Below are 21486 nucleotides of genomic sequence, written 5' to 3' on the forward strand. Positions count from 1 at the left end.
GAAGGGTAGTTTCTAATAATCAATAATATCGATATTTTCAGATTGAGATAAAGCGCGGCCGCACCTGCCGTTTTGAGGTGCCGCCGAAGCTTGGTTGTGCGCCTCAAGGCTTTCGTGCCGAAACCAGCAGATAGGACTTTGAGACCGCACCGAAATAACCTGCGATGAGCCGGCAGACAGCGGCGCTGGCAAGACTGGTGGTGAAGCTCATCGCACCTTTGCGGTATTCCGACCCTGGCCATGCGACGAGGCTGCGACGGAAGCCGCCGAGGCATTGATCGGTAGCGTCCTCGACGGCGATATCGATGAAACCCAAGGCGTCGAACTGCGCCTTGTAAGACGGGATGTCGGCGACGAGATTGGCTTTCGGCACGCCGAGGCGGTCGGAAATTCCGAACCCGAACAACGTTCGGAACAGGATGTCGGACAGGACAAGCGCGCCGCCGGGCTTGAGCACGCGATGGGCCTCGGCGAGGAAGGCCGCGCGGGTGTCGAAGTGGAAGGCCGCCTCGACGCAGATCACCGCGTCGAAACTTTCGTCGGCAAAGTCGAGCTTGACCGCATCCATCTGCAGCACCGTAGCGCCGGGAGCATTTTGGCGGGCTGTTGCGACTTGAGCGGCCGAGATGTTGATGGCGGTGACCGCCTGCGGCGGATAGGAGAGCAGCAAATGCCTGGTCGAGGCGCCGAGCCCGCAGGCGACGTCGAGGATGGCGCCGCTCTTGCCTGGCAGCCGCGCCAGCAGCGTGTCGACCAGTGCTTCGCTGGCCTCGCGCTGCGATGCCGCGCCGGTCGCCCAATAGCCGAAATTGTAGAAGCCGCTTCCGCCATAGTAGCGGCGCTGCTTGCTGCTTTTCATGACCCGGTCATAGATGCGGACCATGTTTTGCTGCGCGGTCATCGGCGGTTCCTATGTTAGCGCTGGAAGCGCGACCAGTTGGCGGAAGCGGCCGCGCGCCTGATCCGTACGGACAGGCTCAGCGCGCTCTCGCATGATCACGTCAATGTTGCCAGTTGGCGCCAGTGTTATCCTGGTGCGATAAGCGATCCGCGCGGCGGGCGATAACTCCACCGAGCGCTTCGACAGGATGGTCGCCAGGGCGATCTTCATCATCTGCAGGCCGAAGGTGATGCCAGGGCACATATGGCCGCCGGCGCCGAAGACGGGGTACTGGAACGGCGACGGCTTGATCGAGGCCCAGCGTTCCGGATGAAAGCTGTCGGGGTCCGGATAGAGCGAAGCATCGCGGTTGATGGTGAGCGCGCTGATCAGCACGCCTTCGTTCATGGCGATCGGCTCGCCGCCAAGCATCGTTGCCCGGGTCGCCTTGCGCATCATCAGCGGCACCGGCGGGAAAAGCCGCATCGCCTCCTTTATCGTTGCATCGAGCAATGGCAGGGTCCCGATCCGGTCCATCGTCGCAGGCCTGCCGCCGAGGGCGCCGTCTATCTCGGCCACCAGGCTTGCCATGGCGTTGGGGTGCTGGGTGAGCAGGATCAGCGTCCAGGCCAGCGCGTTCTGGCATGTGTCGTAGGCGGCGCCGAAGACGAAGCTGACGATGCCGCCGATCAGCGCGACGGAAGGCGGGTGGCCCGCCTCGTCGGTGTTGTTGACCAGGATCGACAGGATGTCCTGCGCGTCCTTGTCGCCGCGCTTTTCCTCAGCCCAGGCCAGGATGGCGCGTTCCTGCGCCTCTGCTTCCCTGATCCAGCTGAAGAAGGCCGGACCCGGAACGATCCAGCTCGCCCGAATCTGGCGTGCGATCATCTCGGCGATTGGCATGGCGCGTTCGTGGTCGTCGCCGAACAGCAGGCCGATCGCCAGATGCTTGGCCATCGTCTTGGCGGCTTCGGTGAGCGCGAAGGGCGTGCCGACCGGCCAGCTTGCGACCTGGTCGGCGGCGATGCGCGCCATTTCCGGGCTCATTGGCATGATTGCCGGGCGCTTGAGCGGTGGCGCGAACAGCTTGCGATAGTGCTCGTGACGTTCACCGCGCAGCCGCGTCATGCCATAGGAGAGCCGGTTCGAAGCGTGTCCGCGTTTGCCGCGGCCGTTGATCTGGATGTTGCGCCAGGTCACGGTGTCGGACAGCACGGTGCGATAGAGACCGGCGTCGGCGATCATGAAGATGCGGCGCGGCTTTGCCGCGGTCGAATGCGGGTAGTCGATCCGGATGAAAGGGCCGAAGGCGCTATGTGCGCTATGTGCAGCCATCAGCGGTTCGGCCGCGAAATGGGCCATCAGCCCAAGCGTGCGCCATTTCCCCACCCTGTTTGCCAGCATATCCCACCCAAGCTCGGCATAGCCGCAAGACTACGGCTGTTCCCCCACCTGCACCCTACAGCATCGTCTGCGAAAGTCGGAATCGATTTTCGCAGACGCAACGGGAGAACTGCCGGCCTTGGTCCAGGACAACCCAACTGACGTTGCGGTTTACTGCGACAACCGCCTCACTGATCCGGGACTGGACCATGCCGGCCCCGACCCTATCTTGCGCAGCGATGTCATCCCAAAATGAGGAGCACGCCATGACAAGATCAGCCACCGGCCCCGGAACCGCCAGGCCCGCCATCACCCAGGCGATGATCGATGCCTATGACGAATACACGCATCTGACGCTCGACCGCCGCCGTTTCATGGAACAGTTGACCAGGCTTGCCGGATCGGGCGCCGCGGCCGCCGCGATCGTGCCGCTGCTGGCGGCAAATTCCGCCCAGGCGGCGATCGTGGCCGAGGACGATCCGCGCGTGAAAGGGCAGGACATCACCTATCCCGGCAACGGCGGCGAGATGAAGGGTTATCTGGTCAAGCCGGCGGACCAGACCGGTAAGCTCGGCACCGTCATCGTGGTGCATGAGAACAGGGGGCTCAATCCGCATATCAGGGACGTGGCGCGTCGCGTGGCGCTGGAAGGGTTCGTGGCACTGGCGCCGGACTTTTTGTCGCCGCTCGGCGGCACGCCAGGCGACGAGGACAAGGCGCGCGACTTGTTCACCAAGCTCGATCCGGCGCAGACAGGAGCCAATGCCGTGGCAACGGTCGCCTTCCTCAAAGGCGACAAGGACGGCAACGGCAAGGTTGGCGCGGTCGGCTTCTGCTGGGGCGGCGGCACGGTGAACACGCTGGCTGTCAATGCGCCGGACCTCAGTGCCGGGGTCGCCTATTACGGCATGCAGCCGAAAGCCGAGGATGTGCCGAAGATCAAGGCGGCACTTTTGCTGCATTATGCGGGGCTGGACGAGCGCATCAATGCCGGGATCGATGCCTACAAGAAGGCGCTCGATGCGGCCCATGTCGAATACACGGTCTACGTCTATGACGGCGTCAACCATGCCTTCAACAACGACACTTCGGCGGCGCGCTACGACAAGAAGGCGGCGGACCTTGCCTGGGGAAGGACGGTAGCTTTCCTGAAGGAGAAACTGGCCTAGCCTCGCGGCGATCACTTTGGCGCTGGTCTGTGCACGGCGACGCCGGCGACCACCAGAGTGATGCCGAGGCAGTCGGTGAGGCTGGGGATCTGGCGAAGCACGACGACGCCGATCAGCGTCGCCGTGACCGGCAGCAGCGACAGCATCAGCGCGAAGCTCGCGCGCGGCAGCCGCGACATGGCGTGCTGGTCGCAGATATAGGGGATGACCGAAGAGCAGACGCCGACGCCGATGGCCGCGAGCAGCAGCGGTGGCGACGAAAAGGCCGGCAGTGCGTCGGTGAGGCCGATGGGCAGCACCATAAAGAAAGCAATCGCCATGGCCGCGCCAAGCGCGGCGATGCCGCCGCCGGCGCCTGAAGCGGCTATGCGGTGGCCGAGCACGATGTAGCAGACGAACAGCGCGCCGTTGAGGAAGGCCCAGAACAGGCCGACCGGATCATCCGACCATTTGACGTCGATCAAAAGCAAGGTGCCGGTGACGGCCACGGCAAGCGCGGCGAGATTGCGCGGGCTGCGCAGGCCGACGAGTGCTACGCCGATGGTGCCGACGAATTCGATCGCCGCCACCAGCGAGATCGGCAAGCGGTCCAGCGCCAGGTAGAACGAACAGTTCATCACCGCCAGACAGGCGCCGAAAGCCAGAAGCAGCAGCCATGCCGACCGGTCGGCGCGGGCGAAGACCGACCACGGCCGGGTCAGCGGCGCAAAGACGAGGGCGGCGGTGGCGATGCGCAGCCACGCCATGCCGAGCACGCCGATATGCGGGAAAAGCAGCACGGCAAAGGCCGGCCCCAGATAATGGAACACCGCACTGACGCCGAACCAGACATGTGGCGGCAGGGAGGCCGCCATCGTGCCGAAGGCAGGGCCGGCGAGGGCAGGGTGCGTGGCCGGGGCTTGCGTTTGATCTTCCATGCGATCAGTATCGCAGGCAGATTTCTCGATTTATATGGATGATGATCGATTTTCTCGATCATCATCTTTCTGGATGCAAGGAGTTTTCCTTGAAACGCCTTCGAAACGAAAATCCCGAACTAGACGCTGCGGACCTGAAAATCCTGCGCCTGCTGGAAAAGGATGCGCGCACCAGCACGGCCGAACTGGCGCGTGCCGTCGGCCTGTCGGCGCCGAGCGTGGCCGAGCGCATCAAGCGGCTGCAGGAAAACGGCGTCATCGAGACCTATACGGTCCGGATCAATCCGGCCGCCCTCGGCATGAAGCTGTCCGCCTGGCTGCGCATCAGGCCAGTGCCGGGACAATTGGCTGTTGTTGCCGACATCATCCGCGACCTGCCCGAGATCGCGCAATGCGACCGGGTGACCGGCGAGGACTGCTTCATTGCGCTGGCCCATGTCGGCTCGGTGGCCGAGCTCGAACGCGTGATCGACCGCATCATCCCCTACGCGATGACCAACACCGCGATCATCCAGTCGTCACCGGTGGTGACGCGTTCGCCTTTGGGGGCGCTCAAGCGCCAGCCTTAATGTTCAGAGAATGAAGTGCGCGCCTGCAGCAGCGGCGTTAGAGCGGTTCGGCTTCTGATAGGTGGCCCGCTCTAAGTATTTGTTTTTACGCAATTCCGGACGGAAAACCGCTGCGCACTTTTCCTGGAACTGCTCTAGATATGACCGCGTTTCATGCGCGCCTGCTTCAGGATGGCGCGCCAGCGGATCATGTCGAAGGGGATCGGCTCGTTGTTGTTGGCGATATGAAAGATCTCGTTGTTGACGTTCTTGAGCGAGCGCCAGAAATCATAGTCGGTGATGCGTGGATCGGCCGCCAGCCTGTCCACCTCGACCTTGATGTCGGTTTTCATGCACGTTCCTCGAACCGCCTTGCCCGCCGCCGGTACCGCAACCCGATGCGTACGTTTTCAAACGCCTCACTGAGTCGTTCAACGACTCAATTGGCTTGTTCACGTTAAAACCTCGGTAAGGTTAACGTGGGCGCCAGGCAGCTTCAAGCAGTCTTGCGGCGAATCCCGATCGAGCGGCCTGCGCGTTCCGGCATCGGCAGCGCGGCATGGGCTGATCGCATCGCTTCCACCTTTGCAAGGACGTCGGCGGGGAAGGGCGCCACCTTCGGCCCGGACATGTCGACATGCAGCGACAGCGATTCGGAGGTGGCGGCGAGCCAGCCGTCGACGTGGCGGATTTCCTGGTAGACGCGGAGCCGCTTGTCGTCATGGTCGATGAGCTGGAAGGAGACCACGACCTTGTGCTCCAGGTGCAGTTCCTGGACGTAGCAGACGTGGACTTCGGCCGTGTAGATGGTCAGCCGCCGCTCCTTGGCGTAGTTCGGCCCCATCCCCATCATCTCGAAGGCGTCGTCCGAGCAGCGGTCGAACAGCACGTTGTAATAGGCCATGTTGAGATGGCCGTTGTAGTCGATCCAGTCCTTCTCGATATCCATGGCGCGGGATAGGAAGGGGGCGGGGCTTGGCATCTTGTTTTCCTTCTGGATCGCTGGACAGGGTGCGGTTGGTGAGACTACGCATCCATAGCTGCACAACAAGAGTGGCCGCTGGTCCATTCGCGGAGGAATTCATGGCTCTGAGCGACCTCAATCCGGTCGAGCGCAACGAGGAGGGCATCGCCGCCGTGCTCGGCATCCTCAAGCAGGTGCTCGGCGAGCGCTTCCAGACCGGCGAGGCGATCCGCGCCCAGCATGCCCACACCACCACCTATATCCCGACGCAGGCACCCGATGGCGTCGCCTTTGTCGAGACAACGGCGGAAGTGCAGGAGATCGTGCGCGCCTGCGCCACGCACCGCGTGCCGGTGATCGCCTTCGGCGTCGGCTCGTCGCTCGAGGGACACACCAACGCGCCGGGCGGCGGCATTTCCATCGACACGTCGCGGATGAACCGCATCCTTTCGGTCAATCCGCAGGACCTCGATTGCACCGTCGAACCCGGCGTGACGCGCGAGGACCTCAACCGGCATCTGCGCGACACCGGCCTGTTCTTCCCGATCGACCCCGGCGCCAATGCCTCGCTCGGCGGCATGGCGGCGACACGCGCGTCCGGAACCAACGCCGTGCGCTACGGTACGATGCGCGAGAACGTGCTGTCGCTGACGGCGGTCATGGCCGATGGCGAAGCGGTGACGACAGGCAAGCGGGCCAAGAAGAGTTCTGCCGGCTACGACCTGACGCGGCTCCTGGTCGGCTCGGAAGGCACGCTTGGCATCATCACCGCGCTGACGCTGAAGCTGCAGGGCATTCCGCAGGCGATCTCCGGCGGCGTCTGCCCGTTTCCCAGCCTGGAGGCTGCCTGCAATGCGGTGATCGCCACCATCCAGATGGGCATTCCGGTGGCGCGCATCGAGCTGGTCAACGCGCTGCAGATGCGGGCGATGAAAAATTACTCCAAGCTCGGCTATCCGGAGAGCCCGTGCCTGTTCGTCGAATTCCACGGCAGCGATGCCGGCGTCGCCGAGCAGGCCGAGACCTTCGGCATGATCGCCGAGGAGAATGGCGGCGGGCCGTTCCTGTGGACCAGCGTCGCCGAGGAGCGGACGAAACTTTGGAAGGCCAGGCACGATGCCTATTGGTCGTCGCTGACGCTGCGGCCCGGCGCCAAGGGGCTGTCGACCGATGTCTGCGTGCCGATCTCGCGCTTTGCCGAATGCGTCACCGAGACAGAGGCCGATATCGCCGAGATGGGGCTGGTCGCGCCAATCGTCGGCCATGCCGGCGACGGCAACTTCCATGTGCTGGTGCTGATGGATGTCGACAACCCGCAAGAGATCGCGCTGGCGGAAAAATTTGTCGCCAGGCTCAACATGCGGGCGATCGCCATGGAAGGCACCTGCACCGGCGAGCACGGCATCGGGCAAGGCAAGATCGGCTTCCTGCGCCACGAACTTGGCCACGGCGTCGACATCATGCGCACGATCAAGCAGGCGCTCGATCCGCTTAACATCATGAACCCGGGCAAGATATTGCCTGGCAAATAGGCAGCAGCGGGTGGTAATCGAATTGCCTCTTTATAGACACGCGGATGCGGGTAGAGTGCGGCTGATTTTCAATCAACCCAATCGGAGCAGATGCTCGCACGCCTGTTCGTGATCTTCGGTGGCCTTTTCGTGCTGGTGCTGTGCGCGGCGCTGGTGGTGCCGCATTTCGTCGACTGGACAGGCTACCGTGCGGATTTCGAGCGCGAGGCGAGCGCCATTCTCGGCCGCAAGGTCACCGTGCAAGGTGACGCCACGGCGAGGCTGCTGCCGTTTCCTTCTGTGACCTTTTCCAATGTCGCGGTTGCCGGCGGCCCCGGCGGCCAACCGGCGATGACCGTCGAGACATTTTCGATGGATGCGGAGTTGGCGCCGTTCCTGAGCGGTGAGGTGCTGATCTTCGACATGCGGCTGGTGCGGCCGAAGGCGACGATCGATATCGCCGCCGACGGCACGGTCGACTGGGCGATGCGGCCGACCTCGCCCTTCGACATCAACCAGATTTCGATCGAGAAGCTGACGGTGACCGAGGGAGAGGTCGCGTTGCGCCATGCCGCCGGCGGGCGCGATCATCTGATTTCCGAGATCAACTCGACCATCTCGGCCAAGTCGCTCGCCGGGCCTTGGCGGATGGACGGCTCGCTGCGCTTCGACGGCCTGCGCACCGAGGTCATCGCGTCGACCGGCAAGGCGGAGGGCAATGGGCAGATGCGGCTTCGGCTCAAGGCCGATCCGGACGCCTATCCGCTGGTCATCGAGGCCGATGGCAATGCCGGCATCGTCAAGGGCGCCGCGGTGTATTCGGGTCAGTTCAAGATCTCGGCTGCCGACAAAAATGGCTCCGGCAAGAATGACGCCGACAAGAATTCGGCCGAGCTGCGCGGCACCGATGGCGAGCCGGTGAAGGTCTCGACCGGCAAGCCGGATCCCGGCTTCCGGCTCAACGGCAAGTTCTCGCTCGATCACCACAGACTTTCCTTCGATGAGTTCCGCTTCGAGACCGGGCCGCTCGACAATCCCTATACGGCCGACGGCAAGGCTTCGGTCGATCTCGGGATCGATCCGCGCTTCGCGATCGAAGCCAATGGTGCGCAGGTGCAGTTCGACGAGGCCGTGGGTGCCGCCGGCGCCGGGCTGACGCTGTCGCAGCGGGTCGACGCGCTGGAGCGGGCGCTGCTGCAAATGCCCAAGCCGACCATACCGGGCACCGTCGAGGTCAAGCTGCCAGCGGTGGTGGCTGGCGATACCACAGTGCGCGACGTGCACCTGTCGGCCGAGCCGACCGATGGCGGCTGGTCGGTCAAGTCGCTGGCCGCGACGCTGCCCGGCCGCGCCACGCTGGAAGCCAACGGCATGCTCAGCGTCCAGGATCACTTTGGCTTCACCGGCTCGCTGCTGCTCGCCGTGGCGCAGCCGTCCGGTTTCGCCGCCTGGCTGTCGAAAGATGTCGACGAGGCGATCCGCCGGCTGCCCGCCGCCGGCTTCAAGGCCAAGGTCGATCTCAGCGAGAAGCGCCAGGCGTTCAGCGATCTCGAACTGATCCTCGGCAAGGCGAAGTTTTCCGGCCGCATCGATTCCAGCCAGCCTGACGATGCCAGACCGTCGGTGCTGATGCGGCTGGAGGGCGGCGAGCTCGACGTCGACGGGCTGACGGCCTTCGCCTCGATCTTCGTCAGCGACAAGGGGGCCAACCGCTTTTCAGACCGCGATCTCGATTTCCAGATCAAGGCCGGGCCGGTCAGTGCCGGCGGCCTGACCGCCGACAAGGTCGACACGGCGCTGAGACTGCGCGAAGGCCTGCTTGAAATCGATAGGCTGTCGGTCGGCGGACTGGCCGGCGCCTCGATCAGCGCCACCGGCCGGATCAAGGATTTCCCGGCGAGCCCGACCGGCAAGCTCGACGCCTCGGTGGTCGCTGTCGATCTGAAGCCGCTGGTCGATGTCGCTAAGCAGCACTATCCTGGCAACGAGGTGCTGAAGGGCCTGGCGGCCCGCGCAGCCGCCTATCCCGAGCTGTTCCAGGACGCCCGCATCGATCTGGTGACGAGTGCGGCCGACAATGGCGACGGCACGACGGGGCTGGCGGTCAGCGCACAGGGCAAGGCCGGCGGCTCGGCCTTTTCGGCATCGCTTTCCGGCAAGGGGGCGGCCGACAGGCTTCTCGAGGCGCCGGTGATGCTGACCTTCAATGCCAGGAATGCCGACGCCACGGCGCTGCTCGCGCTTTATGGTTTGCCGGCGCTGCCGCTTGGCATGCTTGGCCAGGCAACCACCGAAATCTCGGCGAAAGGCACGTTTGGCGGTGGCCTTGCGACGAGCTTCGCCCTTACGGGCGACGATTTCCGGGCGGCGTTCGAGGGAACGGTTGCCGAGACGCCGCAAGGGGCGACCGCAAAGGGCAAGATCAGCCTCGACGCCGCCGACATCGAGCCGTGGCTGATGACGACCGGCGTCGGATTGCCCGGCATGGGCACCGGCATGTCGGCATCGCTCACGTCACAGGCCGACTATGGCAATGGTCTGCTGGTGCTGGACGAGTTCAGCGGCGCCCTCAACGAAGCGGCGGTTTCCGGCGACGTCAATGTCGACGTGAAGGACGGGGTGCCGCATCTGGCCGGGGCGCTGGCGCTCGACGAACTCGACCTCGACCCGATGGCGGTGGCGCTGTTCGGCGACCAGTCCTTCCTCGCCGGCAAAGGTCCCTGGCCGACGGCGCCGTTCAGCCAGAAGTCCAACCTGCCGTTCACCGCCGATCTCGACCTTACTACCGCGGCACTTGCCGCCGGCCAGTTCGCCACCGCCTATGACGCAGCGCTGTCGCTGAAGCTCGACCAGGAGGGCATGCGCGTTTCCGACCTCAAGGCCAAGCTCTTCGGCGGCGCGCTGACCGGCCTGTTCGAACTGAAGAACAATGACGGCACCGGGCTTTTCTCCGGCCAGATGAAACTTGCCGGCGGGGATCTCTCGGCCGTGCTGCCGGGGGCCGGCTTGAGCGGCAGCGGCGATGTCTCGACGACGCTGTCGACCAGCGGCAAATCGGTCGATGCCATGGTGGCGGCGCTGTCCGGCTCGGGCACGGCGGCGCTGAAGGGCCTCGCCATCGCCGGCGTCAATCCCGATGCCTTCGGCGCCTTCATCGCCAAGGCCGATACGATCGGGCGCGATATCGATGCGGCCAAGACCGCCGGCTTTGCGCCTGAGATCGCCGCCGACGGCGGTTTCGCCGCGGGTGACACCGACATTGCCTTCACACTTGCCGGCGGCATTCTGCGGGCGCCGCCGATCAGTTTCGAAAACTCGGCGGCAACGCTGTCTGCCGACATCTCTGCGGACCTGAACGCGAGCACCGTCGACGCAAGAGGGTCGATCACCTATCGGCCCGGCGACGAGGCGCTGGTCGGCTCCGACCCGGCGGTGAACTTCAGCGTCGAGGGCCCGCTCGGCGCTGCCATGCGCCAGTTCGACAGCGAACCGCTGGCGCAATTCCTGACGCAGCGCGCGCTGGAGAAGGAGCAGCAGCGGGTCGAAGCGATGCAGGCGGCGCTGCTGGAGAAGCAGCGGCTGCGGCGCGAGGTGCGCTACTACGCCGCCCTGCAGACCGAACGCGACAGGGCGGCCGAGGAATTGCGCCGGCAAGAGGAAGAGGCGCGGCTGCAGGCCGAGGCCAAGGCAAAAGCCGATGCCGAGGCAAAAGCCCGGGCCGAAGCCGAGGCAAAAGCCAAGGCGGAGGCTGACGCCAAGGCGCAAGCCGAAGCGGATGCCAAAGCCAAGGCCGATGCCGAAGCCCAAGCCGAGGCGGACGCGAAAGCCAAAGCCGATGCTGAAGCGAAGGCCAAGGCAGAGCAACAGGCGGCCGACGATGCGGCCAAGGCGCAGGCCGCCGAGCAGGAACGCCGGAAGGCGGAGGAGGCGGCGCGGATCGCGTCGGAAGAAAAGGCCAGGCTCGAGGCCAAACGCAAGGCCGCCGAGCAGGCGTCAAAGGTCGACCGCTCACTTCCCGGCGTCAATGACAGTTCAGCCCCAGCGCCGCTGAAGCCCAAGGCCAATCCGTTCACGATCGACAATCTGCTGAAGTCGCTGGACGGCGGCTAGCAATTCCAGGAAGAGTGCGTAGCGGTTTTCCGTCCGTAATTCTGTAAAACATAGGATTAGTGCGGTTTAATCAATCGTTGAACCGCTCTAAGGCGAACCGCTCATCCCACGCTTCGCCCAGTCCAGCACATGCAACCTGAGTGCGGAGGAGAGGTTGGCGTCGCGGGGGCGGGTCTCATCGATTTCGGCGACCAAAGCGGCAAGCGTCAGTTTGCGCGCCGCGGCGATGGCGACGAGATCGTCATAGAAGGGCTTTTCGAGCGAATAGCTGGTGCGGTGGCCGCTGATCGTCACCGAGCGTTTTTCGACCGGGCTCACGTCAACGCACTCACTGGTCGTCGCGACTGCCGGGCTTCTCGCGGCGATGGCCGGCGATGAATTTCTCGGCCTTGTCGGACGTCAGCCGGTCACGGTTCCGATCGGCCTTGGACCGGCCGTGCAGCACCCGGTTCTGTTCGGCCAGCCGTTCTTTCTCGCTCCGCGCCTTCTGCTTGCGGGCCTGGCGGAGATTGACGACGTCGCCCATGTCGCGCCGCCTTTCGGATCACTTCTTGCGGAAGGCGTCGAGGGATACGACGTCGGCGCCCTTGCCGGCTGCATCGGTCGCGGCAGGCTTCTTCTCGGCCTCGGCTGCAGCCTTCTTCTTCGACTCGGGCTTTTTCTCGACAACGGCGAGCGGTTCGGGAGCTGGTGCCGCCGGCTCGTCCTCTGCCGCGCCATCCGTCTTGACGTCGAATTCGAGCTCGAAATTGACGGAGGGATCGTAAAAGCCGCGCACGGCCGAGAAGGGGATCTCGAGTTTTTCCGGCACGTCGGAGAAGGACAGGCCGACCTCGAAGCCAGTGTCGGTCACTTTCAGGTCCCAGTACTGGAACTGGATGACGATGGTCATCTGCTCGGGATAGCGCTCGCGCAGCCGCGAAGACACGCGCACGCCCGGCGCGCCGGTGAGGAAGGTGATGAAGAAATGATGGTTGCCGGGAAGGCCGGTGCGCGCGACTTCGGCCAGAACCTTGCGCATGACGCCGCGCAACGCCTCCTGGGCCAGAATGTCGTAGCGGATGTGGTCGTCGGCCATGTGGCGATCAGGTTCCGTTGAATCGTCCGCCTAGCTGTAATCAAGCTTGAGCGCGGCGTAAACCGGATATAGATCGCAGCCGCCTCGAAGCGAAGGCCATTGGCGACGATTTAAAGACTCAGGCGCTGACGAGCGCGCTTCTCTTGGCCGCGTGGCTCGCGCTCTTTTGCCTGCCGAAGGCGTTGAGGAAGGTCCGCACGCCATTGGTGGCGGACTGAAGCACCTCATCGTCCGGCGGCGTGCCGCCGAGCATGAAGGTTATCTGCAACTCGGCGTTGATCAGCGCAAGAAACTGGCGTGCTGCCACATCGGGATCCTGGATCAACAGGTGACCGGCATAGGCAAGACGGGCGAAGCGGGCGGCAAGCGCCGACCAGGTTCGGCCCGGCCCCTGTTCGCGCCATTCGGCAAAGAGTTCGGGATAGCGCTCGCCCTCGGTCTGGATCAGCTTGCGCAGGAACCTGCCGTCGCGGTTGCAGATGCAGTTGCGGTTCATGCGCATGGCGAAGCCGATCAGATCCGCCTCAAGGTTGCTGGGCTGGTCGGGGAAGGTGGCGATGGTGGCGAATGTGCCGGCATTGCAACGCTCGGTGAGATCGCGGACGACGGCGACGAAGAGTTTTTCCTTGTCGCGATGGTGGTTGTAGACCGTCTGCCGCGACACGCCGGCCTCGGCCGCGATCAGGTCGATATTGGCGCCGGCAAAGCCCTCTCGGCAAAAGACCGAGGCGGCAGCCTCGACAACCGAAATGCGTTTCGCCTCGTGGCTGCGTGGCGGGAAAGTGTCAGGAGAAACGCCAGGCTTCATAAAAATCTATATAGCGGTGATTGACGAATTAGACAAGACTGTCTAATTTTGTGGACATAACATAAGGACATTTCGCGTCGGAGAGACGAATGGATTCGCTCTAGAGACGAACAAGTTCGCTCTGAGGTGTCGGAATGTCACGGGATGGAACGTCCTGGGGTTAGACGCCGGTTCTCGGCGGCAACCAGATTCGAAAGAAGCCTTTATCATGAGTCCCAAATTCCTCCGCATTGCGGTCGTGCTTGGCCTGTTGTCCGCCATCGGCCCGTTCGCCATCGACATGTATCTTCCGGCGCTGCCTTCGATCGGCGAGGATTTGCACGCCGGTACCTCGGCCGTGCAGATGAGCCTGCTGATCTTCTTCCTGTCGATGGGTTTTGGTCAGATCCTGGTCGGACCGATCTCCGACATGGTCGGGCGCAAGCTGCCGCTCTATGGTGGTCTGGTGCTGTTTATGGTCGGCGGCGTCGGCTCGGCGCTGGCGCCGACCATCGAATGGCTGATCGCCTTCCGCTTCCTGCAAGGGCTCGGCGCCAGCGCCGGCATGGCGGTGCCGCGCGCCATTGTGCGCGACCTGCACACCGGCAATGAGGCGGCGAAGCTTATGTCGCTGCTGATGCTGGTGTTTTCGGTGTCGCCAATTCTCGCGCCGCTGACCGGCAGCCAGATCATCGAGACGTTCGGTTGGCGCGCCGTGTTCTGGACGGTGACGGGTGCGGCAGCACTCGCCACCATCCTGCTCGCGACTTCGCTCAAGGAAACACGCCCGGTCGAAGAGCGCGCCGGCTCCTCTTTCGGCACGGCGCTGTCCGGTTACCGCTTCCTGATGGGCGACCGCAATTTCCTTGGCCTGGTGGCGATCGCCGGCTTCGGCATTGCGAGCTTCTTCGTCTATCTGTCGAGCTCGTCCTTCATCCTGATCGACCATTACGGACTGTCGCCTTCGGTCTACAGCGTGTTCTTCTCGATCAATGCGGTCGCCTTCATCGGCATGTCGCAGCTGACTGGAATGCTGGCCGAGCGGTTTGGTCTTAGGCGCGTCGTGCGTGTCGCGGTGACCGGCTATGCAACCACAATGGTGGTGCTGTTCGCCATCATGGCGACGGGTGTAGACCGGCTCGACGTGATGGCGGCGCTGCTGTTCGTCGGCTACGGCTTCCTCGGCCTGGTCATCCCGACGACGTCGGTGCTGGCTATGGAAGAGCATGGCGAGATCGCCGGCACGGCCTCGGCGCTGATGGGCACGCTGCACTTCGCCATCGGCGCGCTTGCCATGGGCGTCGCCGGCCTGTTCTTCGACGGCACGCCGCTGCCGATGGTTGCCGGCATCACGCTGTGCGCGGTGATTTCGTTCAGCCTGGCCAAGGTGACGCTCGGCCGTTCGCGCGAAGCAGTCGAAGCGCCGGCGGAATAACTGACATCCATAGAAGCAAAGAGGCCGGGTCATTGCCGGCCTTTTTTGCGCCTGCCGCGACCGTATCTCACCCCAGCGGCAAGCGAGCAACGCCGACCCGTGTCAGGCCTTGGCTAATGCATGCATTGAAAGGGAGAAGTGGAGGTTTCTGTTGCCAGGTACCTCCGAACCCCGCCTAGAAGTGCGAACCTCTAGGGCTTGATTTGAAGCGTTCGCACTGCATTAAGCAGCGAGACGAGCTTCCGCATAGTTGTCGTTGGCAACTATAAGTTTAGCCCGATGACGGTGGTACAATGCCGGGCAAAAGTACGATCTTTACACCTTCGTCGATCCTATTTCGCCCCCAGCAGAAGCCGCTCCTTTGAAAGAGCGGTTTTTGGTGGAGGCGCCGGGTACCGCCCCCGGGTCCGAACGGCTTATTTCATCGCCTATTTATCGCCATAGTCGGTCAAGCCGACAAAACGAATATAGGGGCCGATCATGGAAAATGAAAGGCCGCAATGTCCTTTCGTGCATGTGTCAAACTGGATCGTTGAGGATTGACTTGCTCGCGCGCTCAACCGAAGCTTCCGGGCGGTGAGGAGTTTCAGCCTAGCGCACAAGTTGCGTCAGCACGCCACAACCCTCATCGACCGGATCCGTGGCGCCGACGAGGGGAATTTTTCATGGCCGACTATCTCGCAGACGTGAAGAAGTACGACGCCGGCGCCAGCGCCGATGCGGTCGACAAGATCGTGAAGCATCTGGGCATTGCGCTGCGCAACCGGGATTCTTCGCTGGTGTCCTGCACCGATCCCAAGGAACTGGAGCGCGTCAGGGAGAATTGGGCCGCGAAGAAGCTCGGCGTCGCCGACGCCGGCAAAGCGGACGCGTCGATCGAAAAGACCTGCAAGGCGATGGCCGCCGACAACACCAAAAGCCGGGTGACCTTCTACTATCTGGTCGCGAAAGATCTGGGCAAGCTCGGCGCCCTCTGAGACCTTTTTGATAATTCTACTCTGGCGGCCGACTGACACGGTCTTCTGCGCTTCCGGTGCTCACGTACTTTAAGTACGCTCCGCTCCGGTTCTCGAAAACCACGCCATTCGACTCGCCAGAGCGAATTCTGAAAAAGGTCTCCACCGCATCGGCCCGAAACAGGGGCCAGGATGGGGAAGACTTTAGACAAGCGTGGCGTCAGCGCGTACTTGCGCTATGATTGGCGAAACCTCGAATCGAGCCGGAACCGATGCGCCAGTATCTCGACCTGTTGAAGCATGTGCTGGAAAACGGCGTCGATCGCGGCGACCGCACCGGCACGGGCACGCGTGGGGTGTTCGGCCACCAGATGCGCTTCGATCTGTCGCGCGGCTTTCCGGTCACCACCACCAAGAAGCTGCATATGAAGTCGATCATCCATGAGCTCCTGTGGTTCCTGGCTGGCGACACCAACATCAAATACCTCAACGATAACGGCGTCTCCATCTGGGACGAATGGGCGGACGAGAATGGCGATCTCGGCCCGGTCTACGGCAAGCAATGGCGCTCCTGGCCGGACGGCCATGGCGGCGGGATCGACCAGATTGCTGGCCTTCTGAAGGAGATACGCAAGAATCCCAATTCACGTCGGCTGATCGTTTCGGCGTGGAACCCGGCCGAGGTGGAGGCGATGGCGCTGCCGCCCTGCCACTGCCTGTTCCAGTTCTACGTTTCTGAGGGCAGGCTCTCCTGCCAGCTCTACCAGCGCTCGGCCGACATTTTCCTCGGCGTTCCCTTCAACATCGCCTCCTATGCGCTGCTGACCCTGATGGTGGCGCAGGTGACGGGGCTAAAGCCCGGCGATTTCGTCCATACGCTCGGTGACGCGCATCTCTATTCGAACCATTTCGAGCAGGCGCGCGAACAGTTGCAGCGCACGCCCAAGGCGCTGCCGACGATGTGGATCAATCCGGAGGTCAAGGACCTCTTCGCCTTCCGCTTCGAGGACTTCCGGCTGGAGAACTACTTCGCCGATGCGTCGATCAAGGCGCCGATCGCCGTTTAGGTGTGTCGATATTCAGGTGATGTCGGCCTGCAAATGGCGGCTTCCTGCGCTTCCGGTGCTCACGTACTTTAAGTACGCTCCGCTCCGGTTCTCGGAACCCACCTTGTTTGGTCGCTTCGCGCCCATCTTCGACTCCGACTCGGCCTGACCTGAATCTCAACGCACCTAAGCCGCCAATGTCGGACATAGGACGCTGGCTGGAACAATCGCCTCAATCGATGCCGACCATGACGTCGGACGCCTTGATCACGGCATAGGCTTGCTTGCCCCTTTCGAGCTTGAGGTCGTCCACCGCCTCATTGGTGATCGAAGCGGTGACGACGGCGCCGCCAATGTCGATGCGGACATGCGATGTGGTGGCTCCCTTGACGATCTCGATGATCGTTCCCTTGAGGGTGTTGCGGGCGCTGATCTTCATGGGAGGCTCCATCGCTCTATTCAGTAAAGGTCATCGTAGGCCGAGAAAACCCCGGCATACAATGCCGTAGCCCGCGAAAGGCCTTTCCTTGTTATATTCATCTGGATATATCGATTGCAGGCTTTGAGCCGAACGGATTTTCAAAACCCTGGGAGAATATTTCATGCTTGATTTCAGGTTGAACGCAATCGCCATCGGCGGGCTGACGGCAATTTTGATGGCGGCAGTGCCGGCCGCCCATGCCGAAGACAAGGTGGTGGTGTTTGCGGCAGCCAGCCTCAAGGACGGGCTCGACGCCGTCAACAAGGCCTGCGAGGCCGATGTCGGCGAAGCGGCGACCATCTCCTATGCGGCAAGCTCGGCGCTGGCCAAGCAGATCGAAGGCGGCGCGCCGGCCGATGTGTTCATCTCGGCCGACCTCGACTGGATGAAATATCTCTCCGACAAGAAGCTGACCAAGCCGGACACCGAGGTGAAGCTGCTCGGCAACCAGATCGTGCTGGTGGCGCCGAAGGATTCCAAGGTTGAGGCCAAGATCGAAAAGGGCTTCGACCTTGCCAAGCTGATCGGCGACGGCAAGCTCGCCATGGGCGATGTCAAGGCGGTGCCCGCCGGCAAATACGGCAAGGCGGCGCTGGAATCGCTGGGCGTGTGGTCCTCGGTGGAAGGCAAGGTGGCACAGGCCGAGAATGTGCGCGCGGCGCTGAAGCTGGTGTCGACCGGCGAAGCCGCGCTCGGCATCGTCTATGCCACCGACGCGCATGCCGAAAAGGGCGTCAAGGTGGTCGGCACCTTCCCGGAGGATTCGCATCCGCCGATCGTCTATCCGGTTGCCCAGACCGCGGATTCGAAGGACAAGGACACACCGGCCTTCCTGAAATGCCTTGAGTCCGCCAAGGCGGCCGAGCTTTTCAAGGCGCAGGGTTTCACCATCCTGGCGCCGAGCAACTGAGGCACGACACCAAGGCATGAACTGGCTGCTGGACCTCACTCCCGACGAATGGAATGCGGTCCGGCTGTCGATCAAGGTGGCGACGGTGGCGATGATCGCCAGCCTGCCGCCCGGCATATTGATCGCGCTGGTGCTGGCGCGCGGCCAGTTCTGGGGCAAGACCCTGCTCAACGGATTGGTGCATCTGCCACTGATCCTGCCGCCGGTGGTGACCGGCTATCTGCTGCTGCTGACCTTCGGCAGGCGCGGTCCGGCTGGCGCGTTCCTGGCCGAACATTTCGGCATTGTCTTTTCCTTTCGCTGGACGGGCGCAGCACTGGCCTGCGGCATCATGGGATTTCCCTTGATGGTGCGGGCGATCCGGCTGTCCGTCGAGGCGGTCGATCGCAAGATGGAAGCGGCGGCCGGAACGCTCGGCGCCAATCCGCCCTGGGTGTTTGCCACTATCACGTTGCCGCTGATCCTGCCCGGGCTGATCGCAGGCGCGATCCTGTCCTTCGCCAAGGCGATGGGCGAATTCGGCGCCACGATCACATTCGTCTCCAACATCCCGAACGAGACGCAGACGCTGCCCTCAGCGATCTACACCTTTACGCAGGTGCCGGGCGGCGATGAAGGCGCGCTCAGGCTGACGCTGATCTCGATCGTCATCTCGATGGCGGCGCTTGTCGCCTCGGAGGTGCTGGCGCGGCGTGTCGGCCGACGGATGGACATCGAATGACGGTCCTGGTCGACATCAGCCACCGGTTCGGCGATTTCGCGGTCGACGCCAGCTTCGAGAGCGCCGGGCGGCTGACGGCACTGTTCGGGCCTTCGGGCTCGGGCAAGACGACGCTGATCAACCTGATCGCCGGGCTGATCCGCCCCGACAGGGGCCGGATCGCGGTAGATGGCCGTGTGCTGGTCGATACCGATGCCGGTCTCTTTGTGCCCAAGCACAGACGCCGCATCGGCATGGTGTTCCAGGATGCGCGGCTGTTCCCGCATATGAGCGTCGCCGGCAATCTGCGCTACGGCCGCTGGTTCACGCCGGCAGCGGAACGCTATGCGGATTTCGATGCGGTCGTCGAGCTGCTCGGCATCGGCCATCTGCTCGACCGGCGGCCGGCAAAACTTTCCGGCGGCGAGAAGCAGCGCGTGGCGATCGGCCGGGCGTTGCTTGCCAGCCCGAAACTGCTGTTGATGGACGAGCCGCTGGCTTCGCTGGATGAAGCCCGCAAGGCCGAGATCCTGCCCTATATCGAGCGGCTGCGCGACGAGACGAAGATCCCGATCGTCTATGTCAGCCATTCCGTCGCCGAGGTGGCGCGGCTGGCCAGCGACGTCGTCGTGCTGGCGCAAGGCCATGTCGTTGCCTCAGGAGCGACCGGAGCAATCATGCAGCGGCTCGACCTTTTGCCCGCCGAAGAGCGCGGCGAGGGCGGCGCGGTGCTGGACACCAAGGTGCTGCGCCACGATGAGGCCTTCGGCATGAGCGTGCTTGGCTCGGCGGCGGGCGATATCCGCGTGCCGCGTCTGGCGGCACCGGTCGGGGCGCCGGTCCGCATCCGCATTCGTGCCCGCGACGTGATGATCGCCACCGAACCGCCGGTTGGCCTCAGCGCGCTCAACATACTGCCGGGAACGATTGTGGCCGTCAGGCCGGGGATGGGGCCCACGGTGGAAATCGCCATCGACTGCAATGGCGCAATCGTGCTGGCGCGCATCACCGAGCAGTCGAAACACACGCTGCGGCTCAGGCTTGGCGGCAAGGTCTTTGCCGTGATCAAGACGGTGAGCTTTGACAGCGCGACCACCGGCGCCGGGCTGCCGGTCGAGGCCGATGGGTGACCAAAGCACAATACCGCTATGTTGCTTTGGAATAGCGATATGGCCGCGGAAGCGCTAGTCTGGACGTGACAGCGGAGAACAGGACATGCCGTCGCTGAGTTTGCGCATAAACCTCGATCCGGATGGGCGCGTCGGGCCTGGCAAGATCGAACTTCTGGAGCAGATCGCCGCCTTCGGCTCGATCTCGGCCGCGGCGCGCCGCATGGAGATGTCCTACAAGCATGCCTGGGATCTGGTCGAGGATATGAACCGGGTTTTCGGCAAGCCGCTGGTTGCGGCGCAGACCGGCGGCAGGAAGGGCGGTGGCGCCCAGCTGACCGCGGTGGGCCTGGCGGTCGTCAGCCGCTTCCGGGCGATAGAGCGCGCTGCGACATCGGCTGCGGCGACGCATATGGAGGCCCTGCAGGCGGAAATCGACGCAGGATAAGCGGCGTACAGTCGAGAAACTGTTCAGGCCCAGTCGTTTGCTGCAGGGCAGGAGAGGGGTGACCCGAAGGGCACCCCTCGTCCGACATCACTCCGAAAGGGTGAACGGAGCGGTGTACTTGTCGACATTGTCCTTGGTGATGAGCAGGCAGTCGAACAGCTGCTTTTCGGTCGCGGCTCCGGTCTTGCCGGTCTTGATGAAGGAATCTGCCTGCTGCACGGCCTTGGCCGAGTAGACGGCCACCGGCTGCAGCACCGTGTATTGGAGTTCGCCCGCCTTGATGGCGGCGACGGCGTCCGGCGAACCGTCGAAGCCGCCGACCTTGATGCTCGACAGCTTTCCGGCTTCCTTCAGCGCGGCGATCGCGCCGAGCGCCATCTCGTCATTGCCGCTGGTCACACCGATGATGTCGGGATGGGCCTGTAGCAGGCTCTGCATCTTGTCGTGGCCCTGGGTGCGGTCCCAATTGGCGACTTCCGAGCCGACCTTCTTGAGATCTGGATACTGGCTGATCACGGTCTCGTAGCCGTTCGAGCGCGTGGCGGCGTTGTTGTCGGAAGGGGCGCCGAGCAGTTCGACATAGTTGCCCTTTTCGCCGATGTCGGTCACCCATTGCTGGCCGCCGAGTGCCGCACCCTGTGCATTGTTCGAGACGAGCTGTGCCTTGGCCAGACCCTCCTGGTTGATCTCGGCATTGACCAGGAAGACCGGGATGTTGGCGGCAATCGCCTTCTTCACCGCGCCGATCGAGCCGCTGGCATCAGCGGGGTCGAGGATGATCGCCACGGATTTGTTGGTGATCGCGGTGTCGATCAGCTTGCTCTCGGTGTTGGTGTCGGCCTTCGAGGCGCCGACCGTCGCGGTGTAGCCCAGCTTCTCGGCTTCGGCCTTGGCGACGTTGCCTTCGGTGAGCCAGTAGGGGTTGGCGGGATCGATGACGATGATCGAGATGAGGCCTTCGGCCGATGCCGCGGTTACCGATCCGGCGAGGATCGGGGCGGCGAGGGCGAGCGTCGAGAGCATCAGAATTCTGGCACTGCGATACATGGAGTTC

22 protein-coding genes and 1 other RNA gene are annotated in these 21486 nt (G+C 63.5%); 11 read left to right on the forward strand and 12 right to left on the reverse strand.

What is annotated here, in order from left to right; translation table 11 throughout:
• Positions 1 to 103 precede the first annotated feature (103 nt).
• Positions 104 to 901: an SAM-dependent methyltransferase gene (locus DH08_RS19505; RefSeq protein WP_192180876.1), complete on the reverse strand. Its 798-nt coding sequence runs from the start codon at positions 899 to 901 to the stop codon at positions 104 to 106.
• Positions 902 to 910: 9 nt separating this feature from the next.
• Entirely contained in the window at positions 911 to 2269 is a 1359-nt protein-coding gene (locus DH08_RS19510; RefSeq protein ID WP_210328790.1) for a cytochrome P450, read from the reverse strand.
• Positions 2270 to 2529: 260 nt separating this feature from the next.
• On the opposite strand from DH08_RS19510, the gene DH08_RS19515 reads away from it, so the two are divergent.
• On the forward strand, positions 2530 to 3432 hold the full coding sequence (locus DH08_RS19515) for a dienelactone hydrolase family protein (protein ID WP_192180878.1): 903 nt from the start codon (positions 2530 to 2532) through the stop codon (positions 3430 to 3432).
• A gap of 11 nt (positions 3433 to 3443) precedes the next feature.
• On the opposite strand, the gene DH08_RS19520 is transcribed toward DH08_RS19515, so the two are convergent.
• Positions 3444 to 4349 (reverse strand): EamA family transporter, encoded by a 906-nt coding sequence (locus DH08_RS19520; RefSeq protein WP_192180879.1) that lies wholly within the window; start codon positions 4347 to 4349, stop codon positions 3444 to 3446.
• Positions 4350 to 4438: 89 nt separating this feature from the next.
• Here DH08_RS19520 and DH08_RS19525 point away from each other — a divergent pair, with 89 nt between their 5' ends.
• On the forward strand, positions 4439 to 4918 hold the full coding sequence (locus DH08_RS19525) for an Lrp/AsnC family transcriptional regulator (RefSeq protein WP_192180880.1): 480 nt from the start codon (positions 4439 to 4441) through the stop codon (positions 4916 to 4918).
• Between the two features lie 134 nt (positions 4919 to 5052).
• On the opposite strand, the gene DH08_RS19530 is transcribed toward DH08_RS19525, so the two are convergent.
• Together DH08_RS19530 and DH08_RS19535 are read right to left on the reverse strand one after the other, a co-directional pair.
• On the reverse strand, positions 5053 to 5250 hold the full coding sequence (locus DH08_RS19530; RefSeq protein ID WP_192180881.1) for a hypothetical protein: 198 nt from the start codon (positions 5248 to 5250) through the stop codon (positions 5053 to 5055).
• Positions 5251 to 5393: 143 nt separating this feature from the next.
• Positions 5394 to 5879, reverse strand: a complete 486-nt coding sequence (locus DH08_RS19535; RefSeq protein WP_192180882.1) for a thioesterase family protein — start codon at positions 5877 to 5879, stop codon at positions 5394 to 5396.
• A gap of 101 nt (positions 5880 to 5980) precedes the next feature.
• Between DH08_RS19535 and DH08_RS19540 the strand changes: the two genes are divergently transcribed.
• Together DH08_RS19540 and DH08_RS19545 are read left to right on the forward strand one after the other, a co-directional pair.
• A complete protein-coding gene (locus DH08_RS19540; protein WP_192180883.1) occupies positions 5981 to 7393 on the forward strand; it encodes an FAD-binding oxidoreductase in 1413 nt (470 codons plus the stop codon).
• A gap of 90 nt (positions 7394 to 7483) precedes the next feature.
• A complete protein-coding gene (locus DH08_RS19545) occupies positions 7484 to 11482 on the forward strand; it encodes an AsmA family protein (RefSeq protein WP_192180884.1) in 3999 nt (1332 codons plus the stop codon).
• 87 nt (positions 11483 to 11569) lie between these two features.
• On the opposite strand, the gene DH08_RS19550 is transcribed toward DH08_RS19545, so the two are convergent.
• The 4 genes from DH08_RS19550 to DH08_RS19565 form a co-directional block, all read right to left on the reverse strand.
• A complete protein-coding gene (locus tag DH08_RS19550) occupies positions 11570 to 11800 on the reverse strand; it encodes a ribbon-helix-helix domain-containing protein (protein ID WP_192180885.1) in 231 nt (76 codons plus the stop codon).
• A 10-nt stretch (positions 11801 to 11810) separates the two neighbouring features.
• Positions 11811 to 12008 (reverse strand): DUF4169 family protein, encoded by a 198-nt coding sequence (locus tag DH08_RS19555; protein ID WP_192180886.1) that lies wholly within the window; start codon positions 12006 to 12008, stop codon positions 11811 to 11813.
• An 18-nt stretch (positions 12009 to 12026) separates the two neighbouring features.
• Positions 12027 to 12560, reverse strand: coding sequence for an SspB family protein (locus DH08_RS19560; protein ID WP_192180887.1), 534 nt, complete (start codon positions 12558 to 12560; stop codon positions 12027 to 12029).
• Positions 12561 to 12678: 118 nt separating this feature from the next.
• Positions 12679 to 13368 (reverse strand): TetR/AcrR family transcriptional regulator, encoded by a 690-nt coding sequence (locus DH08_RS19565; RefSeq protein ID WP_192180888.1) that lies wholly within the window; start codon positions 13366 to 13368, stop codon positions 12679 to 12681.
• 208 nt (positions 13369 to 13576) lie between these two features.
• Between DH08_RS19565 and DH08_RS19570 the strand changes: the two genes are divergently transcribed.
• On the forward strand, positions 13577 to 14782 hold the full coding sequence (locus DH08_RS19570; RefSeq protein ID WP_192180889.1) for a multidrug effflux MFS transporter: 1206 nt from the start codon (positions 13577 to 13579) through the stop codon (positions 14780 to 14782).
• Between the two features lie 137 nt (positions 14783 to 14919).
• Here DH08_RS19570 and ssrA read toward each other — a convergent pair.
• Positions 14920 to 15279, reverse strand: a transfer-messenger RNA (tmRNA) gene (gene ssrA, locus DH08_RS19575).
• A 168-nt stretch (positions 15280 to 15447) separates the two neighbouring features.
• Between ssrA and DH08_RS19580 the strand changes: the two genes are divergently transcribed.
• Both DH08_RS19580 and DH08_RS19585 read left to right on the forward strand, forming a co-directional pair.
• A complete protein-coding gene (locus DH08_RS19580) occupies positions 15448 to 15759 on the forward strand; it encodes a DUF2853 family protein (RefSeq protein WP_192180890.1) in 312 nt (103 codons plus the stop codon).
• 251 nt (positions 15760 to 16010) lie between these two features.
• Complete coding sequence (locus DH08_RS19585; protein ID WP_192181045.1) at positions 16011 to 16805, forward strand: thymidylate synthase; 795 nt, start codon at positions 16011 to 16013, stop codon at positions 16803 to 16805.
• A 211-nt stretch (positions 16806 to 17016) separates the two neighbouring features.
• Here DH08_RS19585 and DH08_RS19590 read toward each other — a convergent pair whose 3' ends face one another.
• Entirely contained in the window at positions 17017 to 17223 is a 207-nt protein-coding gene (locus DH08_RS19590; protein WP_006204920.1) for a TOBE domain-containing protein, read from the reverse strand.
• 163 nt (positions 17224 to 17386) lie between these two features.
• On the opposite strand from DH08_RS19590, the gene modA reads away from it, so the two are divergent.
• The 4 genes from modA (at position 17387) to DH08_RS19610 (ending at position 20432) form a co-directional block, all read left to right on the forward strand.
• Positions 17387 to 18175, forward strand: coding sequence for a molybdate ABC transporter substrate-binding protein (gene modA, locus DH08_RS19595; protein WP_192180891.1), 789 nt, complete (start codon positions 17387 to 17389; stop codon positions 18173 to 18175).
• A gap of 16 nt (positions 18176 to 18191) precedes the next feature.
• A complete protein-coding gene (gene modB, locus DH08_RS19600; RefSeq protein WP_192180892.1) occupies positions 18192 to 18896 on the forward strand; it encodes a molybdate ABC transporter permease subunit in 705 nt (234 codons plus the stop codon).
• A complete protein-coding gene (gene modC, locus DH08_RS19605) occupies positions 18893 to 20005 on the forward strand; it encodes a molybdenum ABC transporter ATP-binding protein (protein ID WP_192180893.1) in 1113 nt (370 codons plus the stop codon). The genes modB and modC overlap by 4 nt, the downstream gene beginning before the upstream one ends.
• A gap of 85 nt (positions 20006 to 20090) precedes the next feature.
• The gene (locus DH08_RS19610) at positions 20091 to 20432 is read left to right on the forward strand and encodes a winged helix-turn-helix domain-containing protein (protein ID WP_006204924.1); all 342 of its coding nucleotides are present in this window, start codon (positions 20091 to 20093) and stop codon (positions 20430 to 20432) included.
• Between the two features lie 87 nt (positions 20433 to 20519).
• Here the strand turns inward: DH08_RS19610 and DH08_RS19615 are convergent, their stop codons facing one another.
• Positions 20520 to 21479 carry a D-ribose ABC transporter substrate-binding protein gene (locus DH08_RS19615; protein ID WP_120012648.1) on the reverse strand — a complete coding sequence of 320 codons (960 nt, stop codon included), beginning with the start codon at positions 21477 to 21479 and terminating at the stop codon, positions 20520 to 20522.
• Positions 21480 to 21486 lie beyond the last annotated feature (7 nt).

Source organism: Mesorhizobium amorphae, assembly GCF_014843845.1.
GTDB lineage: Bacteria > Pseudomonadota > Alphaproteobacteria > Rhizobiales > Rhizobiaceae > Mesorhizobium > Mesorhizobium amorphae_A.